General features: G+C 42.1%; 19 protein-coding genes and 1 riboswitch. Of the genes, 15 read left to right on the top strand and 4 right to left on the bottom strand.

The genetic code is table 11. From position 1 onward, the window contains the following. Window positions 1-6: 6 nt before the first annotated feature. The 7 genes from QRN39_RS14505 (at window position 7) to QRN39_RS14475 (ending at window position 6,788) form a co-directional block, all read left to right on the top strand. Window positions 7-621 carry a class F sortase gene (locus QRN39_RS14505; protein WP_284907495.1) on the top strand — a complete coding sequence of 205 codons (615 nt, stop codon included), beginning with the start codon at window positions 7-9 and terminating at the stop codon, window positions 619-621. A gap of 236 nt (window positions 622-857) precedes the next feature. Next, a complete protein-coding gene (locus QRN39_RS14500) occupies window positions 858-2,801 on the top strand; it encodes a BglG family transcription antiterminator (RefSeq protein WP_284907494.1) in 1,944 nt (647 codons plus the stop codon). Between the two features lie 122 nt (window positions 2,802-2,923). Further along, window positions 2,924-3,229 carry a PTS sugar transporter subunit IIB gene (locus QRN39_RS14495; RefSeq protein ID WP_003214824.1) on the top strand — a complete coding sequence of 102 codons (306 nt, stop codon included), beginning with the start codon at window positions 2,924-2,926 and terminating at the stop codon, window positions 3,227-3,229. A gap of 14 nt (window positions 3,230-3,243) precedes the next feature. After that, window positions 3,244-4,593 carry a PTS cellobiose transporter subunit IIC gene (gene celB / locus QRN39_RS14490; protein ID WP_003214998.1) on the top strand — a complete coding sequence of 450 codons (1,350 nt, stop codon included), beginning with the start codon at window positions 3,244-3,246 and terminating at the stop codon, window positions 4,591-4,593. 26 nt (window positions 4,594-4,619) lie between these two features. Then, on the top strand, window positions 4,620-4,946 hold the full coding sequence (locus QRN39_RS14485; protein ID WP_003215078.1) for a PTS lactose/cellobiose transporter subunit IIA: 327 nt from the start codon (window positions 4,620-4,622) through the stop codon (window positions 4,944-4,946). Next, window positions 4,943-6,271, top strand: a complete 1,329-nt coding sequence (locus QRN39_RS14480; RefSeq protein WP_284907492.1) for a 6-phospho-beta-glucosidase — start codon at window positions 4,943-4,945, stop codon at window positions 6,269-6,271. Before QRN39_RS14485 ends, QRN39_RS14480 begins: the two co-directional genes overlap by 4 nt. A 118-nt stretch (window positions 6,272-6,389) precedes the next feature. Then, window positions 6,390-6,788, top strand: coding sequence for a hypothetical protein (locus QRN39_RS14475; protein WP_212045700.1), 399 nt, complete (start codon window positions 6,390-6,392; stop codon window positions 6,786-6,788). 314 nt (window positions 6,789-7,102) lie between these two features. Here QRN39_RS14475 and QRN39_RS14470 read toward each other — a convergent pair whose 3' ends face one another. Next, a complete protein-coding gene (locus tag QRN39_RS14470; RefSeq protein ID WP_003215056.1) occupies window positions 7,103-8,194 on the bottom strand; it encodes a branched-chain amino acid aminotransferase in 1,092 nt (363 codons plus the stop codon). Between the two features lie 368 nt (window positions 8,195-8,562). On the opposite strand from QRN39_RS14470, the gene QRN39_RS14465 reads away from it, so the two are divergent. The 5 genes from QRN39_RS14465 (at window position 8,563) to ywaC (ending at window position 14,806) form a co-directional block, all read left to right on the top strand. Further along, complete coding sequence (locus QRN39_RS14465; protein ID WP_284907490.1) at window positions 8,563-9,990, top strand: DUF1565 domain-containing protein; 1,428 nt, start codon at window positions 8,563-8,565, stop codon at window positions 9,988-9,990. Window positions 9,991-10,106: 116 nt separating this feature from the next. After that, window positions 10,107-10,216: riboswitch (SAM riboswitch) on the top strand. 168 nt (window positions 10,217-10,384) lie between these two features. After that, window positions 10,385-11,503: a sugar ABC transporter substrate-binding protein gene (locus tag QRN39_RS14460; protein ID WP_284907489.1), complete on the top strand. Its 1,119-nt coding sequence runs from the start codon at window positions 10,385-10,387 to the stop codon at window positions 11,501-11,503. A 69-nt stretch (window positions 11,504-11,572) separates the two neighbouring features. Next, window positions 11,573-13,069 (top strand): sugar ABC transporter ATP-binding protein, encoded by a 1,497-nt coding sequence (locus QRN39_RS14455; RefSeq protein WP_106035732.1) that lies wholly within the window; start codon window positions 11,573-11,575, stop codon window positions 13,067-13,069. Further along, window positions 13,066-14,079 carry an ABC transporter permease gene (locus QRN39_RS14450; RefSeq protein ID WP_284907488.1) on the top strand — a complete coding sequence of 338 codons (1,014 nt, stop codon included), beginning with the start codon at window positions 13,066-13,068 and terminating at the stop codon, window positions 14,077-14,079. Before QRN39_RS14455 ends, QRN39_RS14450 begins: the two co-directional genes overlap by 4 nt. 94 nt (window positions 14,080-14,173) lie before the next feature. Continuing rightward, window positions 14,174-14,806: a GTP pyrophosphokinase YwaC gene (gene ywaC / locus QRN39_RS14445; RefSeq protein ID WP_003215004.1), complete on the top strand. Its 633-nt coding sequence runs from the start codon at window positions 14,174-14,176 to the stop codon at window positions 14,804-14,806. A 48-nt stretch (window positions 14,807-14,854) separates the two neighbouring features. On the opposite strand, the gene QRN39_RS14440 is transcribed toward ywaC, so the two are convergent. Together QRN39_RS14440 and QRN39_RS14435 are read right to left on the bottom strand one after the other, a co-directional pair. Beyond that, the gene (locus tag QRN39_RS14440) at window positions 14,855-14,995 is read right to left on the bottom strand and encodes a hypothetical protein (RefSeq protein WP_169901775.1); all 141 of its coding nucleotides are present in this window, start codon (window positions 14,993-14,995) and stop codon (window positions 14,855-14,857) included. A gap of 19 nt (window positions 14,996-15,014) precedes the next feature. Continuing rightward, a complete protein-coding gene (locus QRN39_RS14435) occupies window positions 15,015-16,100 on the bottom strand; it encodes a Rap family tetratricopeptide repeat protein (protein ID WP_284907486.1) in 1,086 nt (361 codons plus the stop codon). A 525-nt stretch (window positions 16,101-16,625) separates the two neighbouring features. Between QRN39_RS14435 and QRN39_RS14430 the strand changes: the two genes are divergently transcribed. From QRN39_RS14430 to QRN39_RS14420, 3 genes are all read left to right on the top strand, one after another. Further along, a complete protein-coding gene (locus QRN39_RS14430; protein WP_034620276.1) occupies window positions 16,626-17,390 on the top strand; it encodes a transporter substrate-binding domain-containing protein in 765 nt (254 codons plus the stop codon). Window positions 17,391-17,459: 69 nt separating this feature from the next. Next, complete coding sequence (locus QRN39_RS14425; protein ID WP_003215015.1) at window positions 17,460-18,104, top strand: amino acid ABC transporter permease; 645 nt, start codon at window positions 17,460-17,462, stop codon at window positions 18,102-18,104. Then, window positions 18,101-18,829, top strand: coding sequence for an amino acid ABC transporter ATP-binding protein (locus tag QRN39_RS14420; protein WP_003215369.1), 729 nt, complete (start codon window positions 18,101-18,103; stop codon window positions 18,827-18,829). Before QRN39_RS14425 ends, QRN39_RS14420 begins: the two co-directional genes overlap by 4 nt. Window positions 18,830-18,912: 83 nt before the next feature. Here QRN39_RS14420 and QRN39_RS14415 read toward each other — a convergent pair whose 3' ends face one another. Next, on the bottom strand, window positions 18,913-19,296 hold the full coding sequence (locus tag QRN39_RS14415) for a VOC family protein (RefSeq protein WP_003214664.1): 384 nt from the start codon (window positions 19,294-19,296) through the stop codon (window positions 18,913-18,915). Window positions 19,297-19,335 lie beyond the last annotated feature (39 nt).

The raw sequence follows: 19,335 nt of genomic DNA, 5'->3' as shown, positions 1-19,335 counted from the left end.
ACTGACTTGAAAAGGTGGCTGTTTGGTCTTCTGATGCTTCTTGTCATCACGGGCTGTGCATCAAAATCGATGGATGATTCGTCATCCGCTAAAACAACCTCATCTCCTGAAAAAATGACAACAAACCAAGCCACAAAACAGTCTCATTCAAAAGCCATGTTAAAAGACGAACCGTCCGGTATTGTCCCGGCTGAAATTGCGATTCCGGCGATTGATGTCAAAGCAAAAGTAGAGAAAACCACTTTATCAAAGGATGGCAGTATGGGCGTTCCAAAAAATACGGACAACACAGCTTGGTTTAAGGATGGTCCGAAGCCAGGAGATAAAGGAAATGCCGTTATGAATGGTCATGTTGATCATAAGTGGGGACCTTCTGTTTTTTATCGATTGAAGGAGCTGAAAAAGGGAAACAAGGTAATCGTGACATCCATATCAGGTAAAAAGCGAACCTTTGAAGTCGTCAAAGTGCAAAGCTATCCGCGTGAAGAAAAACCAAATGCGTTTTTCGGGTATGCTTTTACACGGAATCTCAATTTAATCACGTGTACAGGGACATTTGATCATGCAGCAGGGACTCATGAAAAAAGATTGGTTATCTTTACGCAGCTGATTTCTTCATAAAAGGCGATGATACGGAGGTGTATCGCCTTTTTTTCATGGTTTCCCCAGCGGTCCTACCAAAAGATTCATAGGTCATTGGATAGGGTTTGTTGTATAAATAGGGGCGTTTGTCATATAAATGAGATGGCAATTTTTATTTCTTTTCAGTAGAATATGAGTAATGAAGAGAACTGCAAGCGTATACACCTTGTCCAGACAAGGCAGATTCTCCACCCTTACATAAGGAGGCCGATCTGATGCTGAGTAAAAGACTGGCGCACATCTTAAGTCAGCTCATGGCAGCGGAGACCCCGCTCACAAGCGCTGCGCTTTCTGTCAGTTTACAAGTGACAAGCCGCACCATTCGTACAGACATCAAGGAACTGAACGACTGTCTTGCTCCTTATCAAGCGTCTGTAACAGCTGTTCGAGGAGCTGGTTATGAGCTGTTGATCAACGATGAGAATGCCTTTCGCCGTTTTATGAAAGAGGAGGTCGAACAGGAAGAGCCGCTGGCGGTCCTTCCGGAGGAGCGAGTCCGGTTTATTTTAAAAAAGCTGCTTCTCGCAGAGTCTTATGTGAAACTGGAAGACTTACAGCAGCTGCTGTTTATTAGTAAATCGACGATGAGTAACGATATGAAATGGGTCAAACGCAAGCTTGAGCCCTTTGATCTGAAGCTGGAAGCGAAGCCGAATAAAGGCTGCCGGATCAAAGGATCGGAGATGAAAATTCGTTATTGTATGTCAGAATATTTATTCAGTGAACGCCGATCCTGCCAAACGATGCTGAACACGGCAGTCACCATTTTGCCAAAACATGAACTGGAATTGATTCAGAAAACAATCATTGATTATATCAATGAAGAACGAATGAATCTATCAGACATTTGCATGAATAATTTAATCGTTCATGTCGCGATTGCCTGCAAACGAATTAGACACGGAAACTATGTATCTGTTTTGCCAGAGGAAATCAATGAGATTCCACGGGCAAAGGAATACGAGGTGGCTAAAAAAATGGTGGAATGCCTTGAAGGACTGCTGGACGTCTCTTTTCCACAAGAAGAGATCGTCTATATCGCCATTCATTTATTAGGAACAGCCAAAATGGTGCAGTCCTTTTCATCGAGCGCTCAAAAACAAATTGTGGATGATGACACGAGCCGTCTTGTCCAGCTGATGCTCCAAGCCATTGATCAAAAGCTGCAGCTTGATTTAGCCGGTGATGCGGAATTAATGATTGGGCTGAGTCTGCACTTAAAGCCAGCCATGACCCGGTGTAAATATGGGATGAACTTAAGAAATCCGATGCTGGATGAAATAAAGGCGGGGTATCCACTTGCCTTTGAAGCAGGAATTATCGCCAGCCGGTTGATTGAAGAAGAAACGGGTCTATGTATTCATGAGAATGAAATCGGATATATGGCGCTTCATTTTGGTGCGGCTTTAGAACGGAGAAAGATGGAGATTCCACCGAAGCGATGTCTCATCGTCTGTGCGTCTGGTGCAGGAAGTGCAAGACTGCTTCAAGATCGTCTGCGGTCACAATTTGGGTCGAAGCTGACCATTTTAGGAACAGCAGAGCTTTATTCGCTTCCGCATGTCTCTTTACATGCCATGGATTTGATTATTACAACGGTCCCGATTCAGATGGATTTACCGATTCCAGTCATACAAGTGAATACCATTTTGGGAGGCGGCGACTTTTTAAAAATTGAAGAAGCCCTGACGAGTGAAACAAGGGTGACATTGGCCTCTCAATATATGAAAAAGGAATTGGTCTTTACAAAACGCGCCTTTCAAACAAAGGAAGAGGTCATCACTTTTCTCACGAAACAAGTTATCGATATGGGATTAGCACCAGCAGAACTTACACCTTCTGTGATGGAAAGAGAAGAGGCTGCACCGACATCCTTCGGGCATTATACAGCCATTCCGCACCCTATGACGCCGCTGACAGAAGAGACATTTTGGGCGATCTGTTCATTAGAAAAACCGATCATATGGGGAGAGAAAAAAGTTCAATTTGTTTGCTTGCTTTGTGTCGAAAAAGAGAATGCCAAAGATTTAAAAGGGATGTATCGTCTGCTGGGCGAGCTTGTGCACAATGTGAAATTCATTCAGCATCTCATCGCCTGTGATACATTTGAAGACATGCTCGATATCATGTATAAAAAGGCCCCTTCGTACAAGAGCTAACAATGTGATCTTAACTTTTTCCGCTTCCTAAAGGAAAAAGTATAGGTGTTTATGAAAGCGGTTTCATAATATGATGAATGTGTAAAGAAAAGCTACACACTTTCAAAAGGGGGCGTTTACACATGAACATCTTATTGGTTTGTGCAGCAGGTATGTCAACAAGCTTACTAGTCACAAAAATGGAGAAAAGCGCACAAGAACAAGGAAAAGACTATCGTATTTGGGCAGTATCTGGAGATTCAGCAAAAAATCATATTGATCAAGCCGATGTGCTTTTATTAGGACCACAGGTTCGATATTTATTACCACAAATGAAAAAGCTCGGAGAAGAAAAAGGGATTCCAGTCGACGTCATCAATACCGTGCATTACGGCGTATGTAATGGGGCTGAGGTTTTAAAATCTGCTGAACAGTTAGTGAACGGATAAAGGGGGCGGAAGGGATGAATGGATTCAACCGATTTCTAGAAGAGAAGGTCATGCCGTTTGCAGGGAAGATTGCCGCTCAAAGACATTTACAAGCATTGCGTGACGGAATTGTTTTAACCATGCCTCTCATTATTGTCGGTTCACTGTTTCTCATTTTAGCCAACCTTCCGATCCCAGGATACAGCGATTTTATGGCAAGTATCTTCGGAGCAGAATGGGCCACGAAACTATCCTATCCTGTTAATGCGACCTTTGACATTATGGCACTTGTTGCAACCTTCGGGATTGCCTACAGGCTTGCTGAAAAGTATGCAGTGGATGCCCTATCATCTGGTGCGATCGCTGTTGCAGCTTTCCTTTTGGCAACACCATATCAAGTTCCTTTCACACCTGAAGGCTCAACAGAAGCCATCTTAGTAGGTGGGGGAATTCCAGTTACATTGATGGGCAGTAAAGGGTTATTCGTTGCCATGATTATTGCCATGCTTTCAACTGAAATTTACCGATTCATCGTCCAGCGGAATATCGTCATTAGGATGCCTGATGGTGTACCGCCAGCAGTGAGTAAATCGTTTATCGCACTTATTCCAGGTTTTGTGGTCATCACGCTGATCTGGGTCGCTAGACTTTTGATTGAGATGACACCATTTGAGAGTATTCATAATATCATCACGGTCTTAATTGGCACACCGCTTTCCATTCTTGGTGGAAGCTTAGGCGGAAGTATTGTCGCCATTGGTGTGCAAATGCTCCTCTGGGCATGTGGTATTCACGGAGCAACCATTGTCGGCGGCGTCATGGGCCCAATTTGGCTCGGTGCGATGGATGAGAACCGTCTCGCATTCCAAGCAGGAGAAGTGCTGCCAAATATCTTCACAGCGCAGTTCTTTGAAATCTTCATCAATGTCGGCGGTAGCGGTGCAACGCTTGCCTTGGTGCTGACGATGATCTTACGTGCCAGAAGTAAACAAATGAAACAGCTTGGCCGACTTGCCATTGGGCCAGCCATCTTTAACATCAACGAACCGATCATCTTTGGAATGCCGATTGTTATGAATCCAATGCTTCTGATTCCGTTTATCCTTACGCCTATCATGATGATCATCACGACATATATCGGAATGAGCACAGGGCTTGTCGCAAAACCGGCGGGGATTGCGGTCCCATGGACGATGCCGCCTATCATTTCAGGCTATCTCGCCACAGGAGGCAAAATCTCAGGTGCTGTCATGCAGCTGATTAACCTAGCGTTGTCATTCGCTTTATACTACCCATTCTTTAGAATGTGGGATAAGCAGAAATTAAAAGAAGAAAGTGAACTAGAAACAAATGCAACAACTGATGAAAATGTCGTCAGCATGTAATAGAGGAAACAAGGGGGATGCGGCCGATGGAAATGGAACAAATTGTGTTTCAACTCATCTTACACGGCGGGAATGGCAGAAGCTCTGCGATGGAGGCCATTACATGTGCAAAGCAAGGGAATTTTGATGAGGCGAAGCAAAAATTGCAGGAAGCACAAGACGCGTTAAATGAGGCGCATCACGCACAGACAGAGCTGATCCAAGGAGAAATTAGAGGAGAAAAGACCGATATTAGCCTCTTAATGATCCATGCACAGGATCATCTCATGAACGCAATGACCGTCAAGGAGCTTGCGGCGGAAATCATCGAGCTCCATGAAAAAATGAAGCAACTCGGAGGTGTCAATTCATGAAAGATAGAATCAAAATTGTCACAATAGGCGGAGGATCAAGCTATACGCCTGAGCTTGTCGAAGGATTTATCAAACGATATCATGAATTGCCTATAAAGGAATTATGGCTCGTGGATATTGAAGCGGGTCAGGAAAAGTTAAACATCGTGGGTGCTCTCGCGAAACGCATGGTCGAAAAAGCCGGTCTGCCGATTGAGGTACACCTGACGCTTGACCGCCGGGAAGCCCTGAAGGACGCAGATTTCGTGACAACACAATTTCGTGTAGGACTGCTGGAAGCACGGGCTAAGGATGAGAGAATCCCACTTAAATATGGCGTCATCGGTCAGGAAACGAACGGACCAGGCGGCTTATTTAAAGGCCTTCGAACCATCCCAGTCATTCTAGATATCGTGAAGGATATGGAAGAGCTTTGTCCAGATGCATGGCTTGTGAACTTTACAAATCCGGCGGGCATGGTCACAGAAGCTGTGCTACGCTACACAAATCTAAAAAAAGTAGTTGGACTATGCAATGTCCCAATTGGGATAAAAATGGGGATTGCCAAGGCGCTTGATGTGGAAGTTGAACGGATCGAGGTACAGTTTGCCGGTCTCAATCACATGGTCTATGGATTAGACGTATATTTAGACGGGGTCAGCATTATGGATCAAGTACTCGATGAATTAGGAAACCCGAATAGTCAGTGGTCTATGAAGAACATTGAAGCGAAAAACTGGGAACCTTCTTTTGTAAAAGGATTAGGAGTGATCCCATGTCCGTATCATCGCTATTACTATAAAACAAAAGATATGCTGGAAGAAGAGCAAAAAGCGGCCCAAGAAAAAGGAACAAGAGCAGAGGTAGTCCAGCAGGTCGAGCACGAATTATTTGAGCTCTATAAAGATCCTGATTTATCGATTAAACCACCACAGCTCGAAAAAAGAGGCGGGGCATATTACAGTGATGCGGCATGTAACTTAATCAGCTCCATCTATAATGATAAGCATGACATCCAACCAGTCAATACAGTGAACAGAGGGGCGATTGCAAGCATTCCGGCTGAATCAGCGGTTGAAGTGAACTGTATCATTACGAAGGACGGACCAAAACCAATCGCGACGGGTGATCTGCCTGTAGCTGTGAGAGGACTCGTTCAACAAATCAAATCATTCGAGCGTGTGGCAGCAGAAGCGGCAGTCACAGGAGATTACGAGACGGCTCTTGTGGCAATGACGATCAATCCGCTTGTCCCTTCTGACGAAATTGCAAAGCAAATTTTAGATGAAATGCTCGAAGCACATCGTGAATATTTACCGCAATTCTTCAAATCAGTCAAAGCGTAAAACAAAATGGCCCCTTTATGGGGTCGTTTTTTTATCATGACCCCATATGGAAATTCAAGAAAGAAGTGTATGATATAAAAAACAGCATGTATGGCTTCAAAGAAAGGACGGTTTGAGTATGGTTGCAATTGGTTTAATGCTTTACGGCTTTATCGTTCAACCTCTGTTGAGTTATGGCACAGTGGTCTTGTTTTTGTATGGAATCATCGCTTCATTTATTGGTCTTATTCGTCATAGACAGTATGTGTGGATCTATGTTCTTCGCCTGCTCGTTTGTTTTACCATTCCAGTAACCAACCTGTTGATGTATTTCGCAACGATTGGTGGAGATGAAAGAGACTTTGATTTCCAGCCGATGCCGTTTGTTTATTATCTTGTCTTTATCCTAGAAATCATCATCGTTTTTTTACCAGAGATCTTTCTACTAATCGAAAGAAAGCGGAGCATCAAAGGGAAACAGTGGATATATATAGGGGCGATTGTGGGTGTATCGGTCTTGTTTTGGTGCACGATTTGATGGGAAGGCTGACTGGACATCTAAGTCTATTTCCCCTTCTTGTTGCGTAACCTTTTTCGTCTAACCTTTACAAAAGTAATAGAAAGAGCAAGGATAGAAATTCCGAGAAACTTAAATAGAAACCGGGTGTGGAACGGTGAATCGTCGAAGCCTGTAGCGATGATGATCGATCCGATGCAAATACCAAAGAACGCTAGTAGATAAGTAAAAAACATACCATCACTCCTCAATGTGTTATTACCATTATAAGGTATATCAGAGAGGTAAATAAACAAAAAAAGAACCCTTCATGATTGAAAGGTTCTTTTACATGCTTAAGCTTGTTTGACGACCGAATCGACTTCTACTGTCCAGCCGAAGATATCTGGTTGTGTTCCTTTTTGAATACCCGTAATGGCTTCATACAATTTCTTCGATACTTCACCTGTTTGACCATCTTGAATCACATATGGCTGATCGTGATAAATTAATTCCCCGACAGGAGAGATGACGGCCGCTGTTCCAGTTCCAAAGATTTCTTCAAGCTCGCCTGATTGATGTGCTTCAATTAACTCATCAATCGAAATTTTACGCTCTGTCACTGGAATTCCCCAGTGTTTTAATAGCTCAAGTACAGAGTTACGTGTGATTCCTTCTAAAATGCTGCCGTTCAATTCAGGCGTCACGATTTCTCCATTGATTTTAAAGAAGATATTCATACTCCCGACTTCTTCAATGTACTTTTTCTCGACCCCATCAAGCCAAAGAACTTGTGAAAAACCTTTCGTTTCAGCAACTTGCTGTGCCTTGAGGCTTGAGGCGTAGTTTCCAGCTGTTTTGGCATTTCCTGTTCCGCCTTTAACGGCACGGACAAATTCGTTTTCAACGGCAATTTTGACAGGATGGATGCCTTCTTTATAGTAAGACCCCACTGGAGATAGGATAATGAGCAGCTTATATGTGCTTGACGGCGCAACGCCTAAATACGGCTCAGTGGAAATAATGAATGGACGGATATACAAGGAAGTGCCCTCTGCATCAGGTACCCAATCCTTATCAATGCGAATGAGTTCATTTAAGCCCTCTAAAACCGTTTCTGTATCAATTTGTGGGATGCACAGGCGGTCATTGGATCTGTTTAAGCGTTCCATGTTCTTTTCCGGACGGAATAAGAGAATTTTCTGATCCTCAGAAACATAAGCCTTCAAGCCTTCAAAAACAGATTGCCCATAATGGTAGACCATCGAAGCTGGGTCCATTGGAATGGCCTGATAAGGGATAATTCTTGGATCATACCAGCCTTGATCAATGGAATAATCCATCACAAACATGTGATCTGTGAAGATTTTTCCGAATTCAAGTTGATCAGATTGAGGTTTTGGTTTTTTTGTTGAACTAAGTTCAACGCGGATGGGTTGTTTTGGCATCGTAAATCTCCTTGCTGTTTGATTATTTGAAAATTCTAATAATATGAAATAATTATGATTCTATTCTATACCTTCACAAAATATTAGCAATAGGTTTTCTGGAATTCAGACAAGAAAAATCTGTTAAAGCGCTTTCCTTCTCTCTGCCGTCAGTCTGCCTCATGTCACCCCTTTTTAATAAAGAAATAAAATCCAAATACATTATTAACTGATTAATCTGACAATTTAAAAGCGGATAAATTACCTGTAAGATATTCTTTCAACCATACACCTTTTGACTAGTACATTGCAAGGGGCATTGTCATATTTTAATCCTCTTTTTTTTAACCGATAAAGAAAGAAGGGAAGTGAAAGGAGCAAACAACAAGATGAAACGAGCGATACCAAGCATTTTACTCATTTTATTCATGACCGTGATCAGCTTCGGCTGTCAAGCGATGACAGAGGAGGCTGGCGCCAAGCAGGGAACTGCCTATTACGTGGCGACAAACGGGAACGACAAAAGCCCAGGAACGAAGCAAAAACCTTTTCGCACGCTGAAAAAAGCGGCAAGTATGGCGAGAGCTGGTGCAATCATTTACGTGAGAGGCGGCACATACAAAGAGAAATTGATTGTCCGCCATTCAGGTACAAAGAAAGCACCTGTTATCTTTCAAGCTTACGGAAAAGAAAAACCTGTCATTAGCGGGGCTTCACTCAAAGGAAATCAAGCAGATGGCGGTCTTGTCTCGATCGATGAAAAAAGTTACATTACCCTCAAAGGTCTGACGGTGGGACATCTCAAGACGAATAAGGAAGATCTGACCCCAGTCGGTATTTTCATCAAAGGAAGCGGGAAAGGCGTTAAACTTCTCAACAACCGAGTGTATGACATTCAGACGACACACACAAATGGGAATGCGCACGGTATTGCGGTCTATGGAACAAAAGCTCCTGCAGCCATTGAAGACATCGAAATCAAAGGAAACACTGTTGAAAAATTAAAGCTTGGCTTCAGTGAAGCGCTTGTGCTCAATGGGAACGTCAAAAAGTTCCGTGTGACACATAACACCGTCCGCCACACTGATAATATAGGCATTGATTTAATTGGTTTTGAGAACGTAGCACCTTCTAAAAAGTACGATCAAGTCAGAAATGGTGTCGTATCTAGAAACAAAGTGTATGAGATTACGAGTGTAGGAAATCCAGCCTATGGCAAAGACATCTCCGCTGGCGGAATTTATGTGGATGGCGGGAAGGACATTGTGATTGATCATAACATCACACATCACAATGACCTAGGGATTGAAGTCACAAGTGAACATAAAGGAAAAATGGCAGATCGCATTCGCATCGAACACAATCAAGTGTATTTGAACCGTTATACAGGCATTTCAATTGGCGGCTATGATAAAAAGCGAGGCGGAACAACAAATACGACGATCTCACATAATATTTTATACAAAAATGACACAGCCGGCTTAGAAGGCGGTCAATTGTTGATGCAATATCAAGCTGTGAACAATCGAATCACGAGCAATATCATGACAGCGAGTGCCTCGCATTACTTAGTCGTGAATCTTTATGGAGTAAATCAAAAGAATATCTTCCAGAAGAACGTATATGACGACCGCAAAGGTGCAAAAGCATCACAGTGGGTATGGCGCGGGAAATGGATGGAAGGCTACAAAACGTATCTCTCTAAAAGCGGTCAAGATAAAGGATCAGCACATCTCAATCCACAATTTATGAATGAGAAAAAATATGATTTTCGCCTGAAGAAGTCATCACCTGCTAAGAAAATCATCGGAAATTAAGCAAGTCTGAATCGCAAACTCATTGTTTTAAATTTTCAAAAAAATCATTGACATTGATGTGACATCACATTAAAGTAAAGAAGACATTTCAACGAAAACAAAATTTCATAACGGATCTCTTATCAAGAGAGGCAGAGGGACTGGCCCTATGACGCCCGGCAACCGTTTCTACTATAGAAATTGGTGCTAATTCCTGCAAAGCTGTTACAGCTTTGACAGATAAGAGAGGAAGAATCCCGATACATGTTTCATGCAACGGTGATCAAGCCTCTCTTTCCAAGAGAGGCTTTTTTTCGTCTCTTTTTCAAATGAAAGAACAGTTTACTGGCGTTTTCCCACATTTTTACCTAGTTTTCCGATGTGAAAAATAAAAACAACTTGAGGAGGAACAGCAATGAATCGTAAGTATTTTACATCTTGTCTTATATTTTTAACGGTATTGACCGTCCTATTAACAGGCTGCGGCACTGGATCAAGTGCAGGCTCAAAGACAAATGCGAACGAAAAGGTCTCCTTTGACAATGTACCGAAGCGATTTGCAAAGGGACAGGGAGCAAAAATTAAAGTCATTCGTAAAATTGGAGGAGATGATCATACAGCGCAGTTTTTAGCTGGGACGAAGGCAGAAGGTGAAGCGCTTGGCTTTACGGTAGATGTCTACACCGCAAATGGAGATACAGCGAAGTTCCATGACGCGATCTCTCAGGCGCTGGAAGAAAATTATGATGGCTTTATCATCTCTCATGGGGACGACGAGGCGACCGTCGCTGACGTGAAAAAGATCACAGCGAAGGGTATTCCAGTCGTAGCGTTCGATTCAAATCCTAAGCTGAAGGACATCAAAGGAGTCACAGTGACGTCTCAAGATGACGAACAATTAGCGAAAAAATCACTAGACGCACTCGTGTCTGACTTTAAAGGAACAGCAAATATTGCGTACCTCTGGGTAGATGGATTCCCGCCAATGGTGAGACGGAACAAGGTCTATCAAGAAACGCTCAAACAACATGCAGGGATCAAGGAACTTGACCGCTTTGGTATTGCCTCCTCTGATACGTCTGTTCAAACACAAAATGCAGTGGCAGCGATGCTGAATAAATATCCAAAGGGCAAACTTGACGCTATTTTTGCTACGTGGGATGCCTTTGCCATTGGCGCAGCAAGAGCGCTAAAGGAAGCAGGAAGAACAGAAGTGAAGATTTATGGGATTGATGTGTCAAATGCGGATCTTCAAGAAATGACAGCAAAAGACAGTCCATGGAAGTACACAGCAGCGGTTGATCCGAAGCTCATTGGCGCAGTTGACGTGAGAATTCTTGCGAAGAAAATAGCGGGTGAGAAAACCCCGTCTTCCTATGACCTTGAGGCCTCTCTCATCTCACAAAAACAGCTTCAACAATCAGGAAAGGCCATCAATATGGTCAATCTTGCAGACGAAGTGAAGGGGTTCGGTTCATCTACTGCCTTTGAAGAAGATTGGATGAAGACCTTGAAGAAGCATTATTCAAAATAAACGCCGTGCACTCTCTTCTATAGAGGGTGTTTCGTTTTTCAGATGATGATCATGAGAAGGAGGACATCTATGACTTCGCCGCTAGTTTGTATGAAACATATTTCGATTGAATTCCCAGGAGTAAAAGCGTTAGATCAAGTGAATTTCACATTAAAAAAAGGGACAGTTCATGCACTGATTGGAGCGAATGGTGCTGGGAAGTCCACGTTAATGAAAGTTCTTTCTGGCGCTCATTCGCACTATGAAGGAAGCATCCAAATCAATGGTCAGGCGGCATCGATTCAAACCCCAAAGGATGCGGCCTCATATGGTGTGCAGACGGTTCATCAAGAAGTGGATACAGCTCTCGTTCCCTACTTAAGTGTTGGTGAGAATATGATGATGCATCAGATTGAGAAAAAAACATTTGTCGACTGGAAAGAGCTGCACCGTAAGGCAGCTCAACGATTAAAAGAACTGGACATCGACATCTCCACAAAACGCCTTGTGAGTGATCTGACCCTTGCGGAAAAACAGATGGTGCTCATCGCCAAAGCCGTTTCAATCAAATGTAGCATTTTAATTTTAGATGAACCAACAGCTCCGCTAAGTCATACAGAAACAAACAAATTATTTTCAATGATTGACCGGCTGAAACAGAATGGAACGGGCATTGTGTTTATCTCTCATCGCATGCCTGAAATTTTCACCATTTGTGATGAACTGACAGTGATGCGAAATGGAACCGATGTCGCAGCTCATCTTGTTCAAAATACAAATCCGCAGCAGATCATTGAAGAAATGCTAGGTGCGCCATTAGAGGAGCAATTCCCGCTCCGTACACCGTTGAAGGATGCACCTATTGCCCTTGAAGTGAAGCAGCTAAACGACCAGCATAAATTACGCAATATTCATCTTCATGTGAAAAAGGGTGAAATTCTCGGAATTGCGGGCCTTGTCGGTGCTGGAAAAACGGAATTGTGTAAAGCCCTTTTCGGCGCCTCAGAAAAAACGACAGGGACTGTGAAGCTTCATGGTCAAACCGTTCGCATCACATCGCCTCATCAAGCGGTGAGAGCTGGAATGGCCCTTGTGCCAGAAGAACGGAGAAAGGAAGGGATTCTGACAGAAGAGAGCGTGGGGTGGAACTTAACGGCCGCAAGTCTTCGTTCATTCTCAAGCGTGTTCAGCTTTTTACATCGTTCGAAGGAAAAGCGGAAAGCAGACGAAATCGTCAAACGACTAGGTGTCAAAACCCCATCTCTTGAAGCAAAGGTGAAGCATCTATCCGGTGGAAATCAACAGAAGATTGCCATCGGAAAATGGCTGCTGGCTGAAGCGGATGTCTATCTCTTTGATGAACCAACTAAAGGTGTTGACGTTGGAGCGAAAAAAGATATTTTCACGCTGATTGCAGAGCTTGCCGCCCGCGGGAAATCTGTGATTTATGCGTCAAGTGAGCTGTCGGAGATTGCAGGGATCGCAGACCGAGTCTATGTGCTGTATGATGGCAGCATTGCCCGGGAAATGACTGCCCCAACGACTGAGGAAGAGCTTTTATATCATTCAACAGGAGGACAATCATGAGTGAACAACAAATTCCAGCCCCTGTGCAGCAAACGAAAAAACAGCGGCCATCCTTTCATCTATTTGATTTCTTTTATCGATATGGCACGATCTTAACCATTGCTGTATTGATTGTGGTATTTGCGGCAGCGAATCCAGCGTTTTTGCAATCAGGGAATATCATCAATATTTTACGGTCTATCTCCATTGTGACCATTATTGCGGTGGGCCTTACCATCTCCTTGGCAGTCAACGGCTTTGATCTATCAGTCGGATCAGTCGCAACGTTATCGAATGCAATCGTGATTTCTATGTTTGTGTGGCTTTCGCAAAACCCGCTGATTGCGATCCTCTCTGCGCTAGCGGCTGCCCTTATTGTTGGTTTACTCAATGCCTTGATGATTGTCAAAATGAAAATTCCAGATATGCTCATGACATTAGCCATGATGTTTATTATTCAAGGGCTGGCTCAGACGTATACGAAAGGGGCGACCATTTCTGAAAACATGGTGCTGCCTGATGGTACATTCTCAACGGGTACAATCCCTGCCTTTTTCAGCAAAATCGGACAGGTGCCATATATCATTCTCTTAATGGCAGTGATTGTGCTATTTGCACATGTTTTCATGACCTACACAAAGCACGGACGATTTATGTACATCATTGGAGGGAATAAGGAAGCAGCTCGATTGTCCGGTATTCATGTGAATAAATATAAAATCACGGCATATCTGCTTTCGGCTTTATTTGCAGCAATCGGCGGTATTGTGCTGGCATCAAGGGTAATGACAGCGGAAATAAATGCGGGCACACCATATTTAATGGATGGCGTAGCGGCAGCTTTTATCGGTTTTTCCGTCATGGGAGCAGGAAAACCAAATGCATTTGGTACTTTTATTGGGGCTGTGCTCATCGGTATTTTGCAAAATGGACTTGTGATGATGTCTGTCCCTTATTACGCGATGGATATTGTGAAAGGCTCTGTACTCGCGCTTGCGCTGGCGTTGACGTATTACAAACAGCGAGGCTGACGACGTATTTTTTAAAACCTTTCGAGTCCCGTCTCCGTCTAGTAAACGGAAAGCGGTGCAGCCGCCGTTTCCCAAAAGGAGATGACAAAAAGAAATGAATATGTCAGCAACTCATGTAGAAGATTTGAAGAACGTCATGGAAGACTGGAAAAATGAATTATTAGTATATAAATTTGCATTAGATGAAATGGATACGAAGTTTTCAATCATAAGCCAGGAATATAATTTAATCCATGGCCACAATCCAATAGAGCATACAAAATCACGGATCAAATCCTTTGAAAGCATTGTAAATAAATTAGCAAGAAAAGGATGCGACATCACAACACAATGTGCCAAGGAGTATATTCATGATATCGCAGGTGTCCGTATCATCTGCTCCTTTATTCAAGATATCTATAATATTATGGATGTATTGAGGCAAAGAGAGGATCTAAAAATCCTTGAAGTGAAGGATTACATTCAACATCCAAAACCAAATGGCTACAGAAGTCTGCATTTAATTGTGGAAATCCCTGTGTACTTAACGAATCGTGTGGAGCATGTGAAGGTTGAGATTCAGGTGCGGACCATAGCGATGGATTTTTGGGCGAGCCTTGAACATAAAATCTATTATAAACTGCAAAACGATGTCCCTCATCAGCTAACCGATGAATTAAAGGAAGCGGCAGATATCGCCCATTACTTAGATGAAAAAATGCAAAATATTAAACGAGAAATCGATTAACGTATAAAAAAGAGTAGCTGTGATATTCACAGCTACTCTTTTTCTTGTTTAAGGATTGGTGCCGCGGTCTCTCTTTTGAATGATATCTTGAGATTGTGCAGATTGGCTCTCTTTTTGGATAGAAGCGCCAATAGAAACACCTGTTATCAAGAGTGTCAAAATCGCAGTTGTGATAAGCCATTTTTTCATCATACATCACTCCATATTCTTAACAAGTTTTTAAGGACAACGCCTTGTTCCAGAAATAAGTGGATTCTTCATGAAGTCCAATATCTGTTAAGTAAGCAGCTGCATCCTGACAGATGGCTTCAAGATCGACAAGAAAATTCATAGATTCTAATTGATCACAATAAGACTTGATTTGCTCTATCATGTTGTCTTGCTGAAGCATAAGTGTTTCTAGAATAGATAATTTAAGAGAAATGTTTCGTTGTTTTAAATTTTCTGCTTTTTGAAGTGAAAGCTGCACATAATAGTGGAACAAACCAGGCTTTTTCAGCTTGAATAGTGCTTTTGTGTAGGCATACATGGCAAGTAAGTAGCCGCCTGGAGAAGACGTTTCAAATGTCTCGATCAATAAAGCCTTTTCTAGGAGCGGCACAGCTTCACTGTATTCGTTTCTAAGACTTTTAATAAAAGCTGCATTGCAATACGCGTGACCAAGTAAATCTGGGTCTTCCATTTGTTCTAGTGAATGAATCACTTCTTCAAATAATGACTCTGCCTCATCATATTTTGATTGATCAGCATAATTCAAAGCGAGCATCATTTGACAGCTGATTGATTTTTTCACATAACATGGATCTGCGTCATAAATAGATGAAGCCATTTTCAAGTGGTGTATGGAGAGGAGCGTGGATCTTATATTATAGTAAAGACACCCTGTTTTATAATGAAATTCTGCTTTTTCAATGTCATCGTGGACGAGATCTAATTTATCCTCTGCCAATTTTAAAAGGTGAAATGCCGTATCCTGATTGCCTCTGCGCATTTCATACATCCCTTTAAAGAAATAGAAATAGTAGCTGAGCATGTCATCTGTACGGATTGCATTTTCATCAACAAAAAGACTGTGATCCAGCGAAGCTGTATCTTCAATGAGATCCTTAAAACGGTACTCTAGCAATTGATAGTAAAGTAGGACATCTTGATTCTCTTCCATGCGATCAAACGCTTGAAGAATCTCTTCTTTTAGCTGGATCGCATCTTGTATTTCTCTTTTTTTCATCATGACATACCAGTCATTTAACATATTCGCTACATCAACGGACGACAAAACACCTGTTTCTGCCAATTTATATCCTCCTTTCTTCATCTATCCATCTCGTTCGATTCCCGCTCATCTGAATTCACTTTCCATATTCAGTATCTTCTTATATTTTAAGCGCTCTCTCGCAATTTGTAAAACATGTTTTTTGATGTAAATTCAACCAGTTGTGAAAGAAATAGGGATCATGTGCCTTTTGTATACGCTTACATATTTTTAGGTAAAAAGAGGGTTTTAGAGAAGATATATTACGATATCAATAGAGAGAAGAAGATCATTCAAGTGTCTGTTTTTGTATGTTAGAAAAAACGGCGGTTTTCAAGGTGGTATCTCGTTTTTTGTGAGATTATCTCACATTATGATTGTGAATCGCTCTTCTTTTAGAATAAAATGAGTTATTCGCAAAAAAGTAAAATTTAAAGAGACTATTGATCTGGAATTGTATGGATCTTTGGTATTGATAAAAAACATCACACACTATAGCTTTAGCGTGGTATAGTATTATTGGTATTGCGAATATTTAGATAAAACTGACAATAGGGGGCGTGTTTTATGAAAAAATCGATGTTACTGATCATGGGACTCATAGTTGTGCTCGTCATGGCAGCCTGTGGATCAAAATCGGACAGCGGTTCGGGAGAAGGCAAAGGCACATATAAAATTGGGATAGATGTAACATATCCGCCATTTGAATTTGAAAAGGGTGGTAAAACTGAAGGAATCGACGTTGATCTGATTAACGCCATCGCGAAAGACCAAGACTTCAAAGTGAAACTTGAAGCGATGGACTTCTCAGGCATTATCCCGGCAATGCAGGCAGGTCAGCTTGATGTAGGGATGGGCGGAATGAGCATTACAGATGAGCGTAAGAAGAAGGTAGATTTCTCAGATCCGTACTTCGATGCTGGATTGACAGTTGTTGTGAAAAAGGACAGTAGCATCAAATCAATTGATGATTTAAAGGGGAAAAAGCTAGCTGTTAAAAATGGGACGACGGGTGCAAAATTTGCATCAGATAACGCAGATAAATATGGGTATGAAGTGGTTCAATTTAATGACAGCCCATCGATGTTCCAAGAAGTTTCAAACGGAAATGCAGATGCCTTAATTGAGGATTATCCTGTCATTACGTATGCAATTGCACAGCAAGATTTAAAATTGAAAACAGTTGGAGACCGATTGAATGGAGACCAGTATGGTATCTCTGTGATGAAGGGGAAAAACCAAGACCTATTGAAAAAGATTAATAAAGGTCTAGAGAACCTAAAGAAAAATGGTGAATATGACAAAATTATTGATAAATATTTGAAGTCATAATACAAGCGAGGCGCGCTCCGAGCGCGCTTTCTTTATGATGCGTCGTATGTGAATTAGGGAGGGAGAAACATGGACACGATTATTAATGCATTTCCGTATTTAATGGATGGTTTGCAAACCACTTTATATATCTTTGTTGTTGCCATCATTTTAGGATTTATCATCGGTTTAATAGTGGCATTATTCCGTCTGTCACCTTTTAAAATCTTAAATTTCATCGCACTTGTCTTTGTCAATGCCATCCGAGGCACACCATTTATCGTACAGCTATTCTTCATTTACTTTGGTTTGAATACACTTGAATTCATATCGCTTGATCGAGTGCCGGCAGGGATTATTACAGTAGCGATTAATGCAGGAGCTTATTTCTCAGAAATTATTCGTGCTGGGATTCAGTCCATTGATAAAGGACAAACAGAAGCTGCGCGTTCCTTAGGTTTTACAGGGGGACAAAACATGCGCTTTATCGTCCTTCCACAGGCATTTCGCCGCATGCTTCCAGCAATTACAAACCAAGCCATCATCAGCTTGAAGGACACGTCTCTCTTATCAATTATCGGAATTGCCGATATTATGCAGCGGGGACAAGTACAGGCATCGGCAACATTTGATCCTTTGAATGTCTGGCTCATTGTCGGTATCATTTATTTCGTGATCATTTATTTACTTTCTCTACTGGCTAGCTACGCAGAAAGGAGATTTGATATCAAATGAGTATGATTACGGTGAAGAATTTAAAGAAATCCTTTGGCGATCACGAAGTGTTAAAGGATATTAATGCAGTCATCGAAGAAAAGGAAGTAGTGTGTGTGATTGGTCCTTCTGGATCAGGCAAAAGCACGTTTCTAAGATGTCTCAATAAATTAGAAGATATTACGGCTGGTGAAGTCGTTGTCCACGGACATACGATTACAGATCCAAAGGTGAATATTAATAAAGTACGACAAGAAGTGGGGATGGTGTTTCAGCACTTTAATTTATTTCCTCATAAAACCGTTTTAGAAAACATCACGATCGCACCGATGAAGGTAAAAGGTACCGACAAGAAGGCGGCAGTCGATAAAGCGATGGACCTGCTTGAAAAGGTCGGCTTAAAAGACAAAGCCAAAAGCTACCCTAACCAATTATCTGGTGGACAAAAACAGCGTGTCGCCATCGCAAGAGCCTTGGCAATGGACCCGAAAGTGTTATTATTCGATGAACCGACATCTGCTCTTGACCCTGAAGTCGTCGGGGATGTATTAGCAGTTATGAAACAATTAGCCGTCGAAGGCATGACAATGATTGTGGTCACACATGAAATGGGCTTTGCGAGAGAGGTAGGAGACCGCGTGATCTTTATGGATGGCGGATATATTGTCGAGGAAGACAAACCGGAGGCTCTCTTTGGAAATCCGCAGCATGAGCGTACAAAATCATTTCTTAGTAAGGTGTTATAAAAAAAGAGTAAGGGCATATGGATGCTCTTACTCTTTTTCTTTTATGGAGCCTAAAGGGAACTGGCCCTATTTCCTAGGAAATATTAGCGCTGGAAGAATTCGATCCATTCTTGGTCTGGCCCTCTGAAAAAGAAGTAGCAGTATCCATTTGGTAGCGTCGTAATTTCTTCATCAATTAATTCGATTTGCAGCTTTTGAATACGATTGAATTCAGCATGAATATTGTCAGTTGTAAAGGCAAGATGGTGAACCTTTCCTTCAGATGGCAGATCGCTGCTGTACCCTTGGATGAGCTCAATTTCCGTTTCTGCCTCATCTTTAAAGCCGAGAAATGCAAGCTCAATGATTCCGTTTGTATGAGTGATGCGATCCTTTAATTTCATGCCCACGACTTTTTCATAAAAATCAATGGACGTATCAATATTTGAAACCATAATACCTGTATGATCTAATCGTAATGTCGTCAAAAAAAGAGCCTCCTCTATGGTGTGTTGATATTTTTCTCC

It is taken from the genome of Bacillus sp. lyk4-R2A-2 (assembly GCF_030209735.1).
GTDB classification, from domain to species: domain Bacteria; phylum Bacillota; class Bacilli; order Bacillales; family Bacillaceae; genus Bacillus; species Bacillus pumilus.
This window is presented reverse-complemented; position numbering and strand designations above follow the sequence as displayed.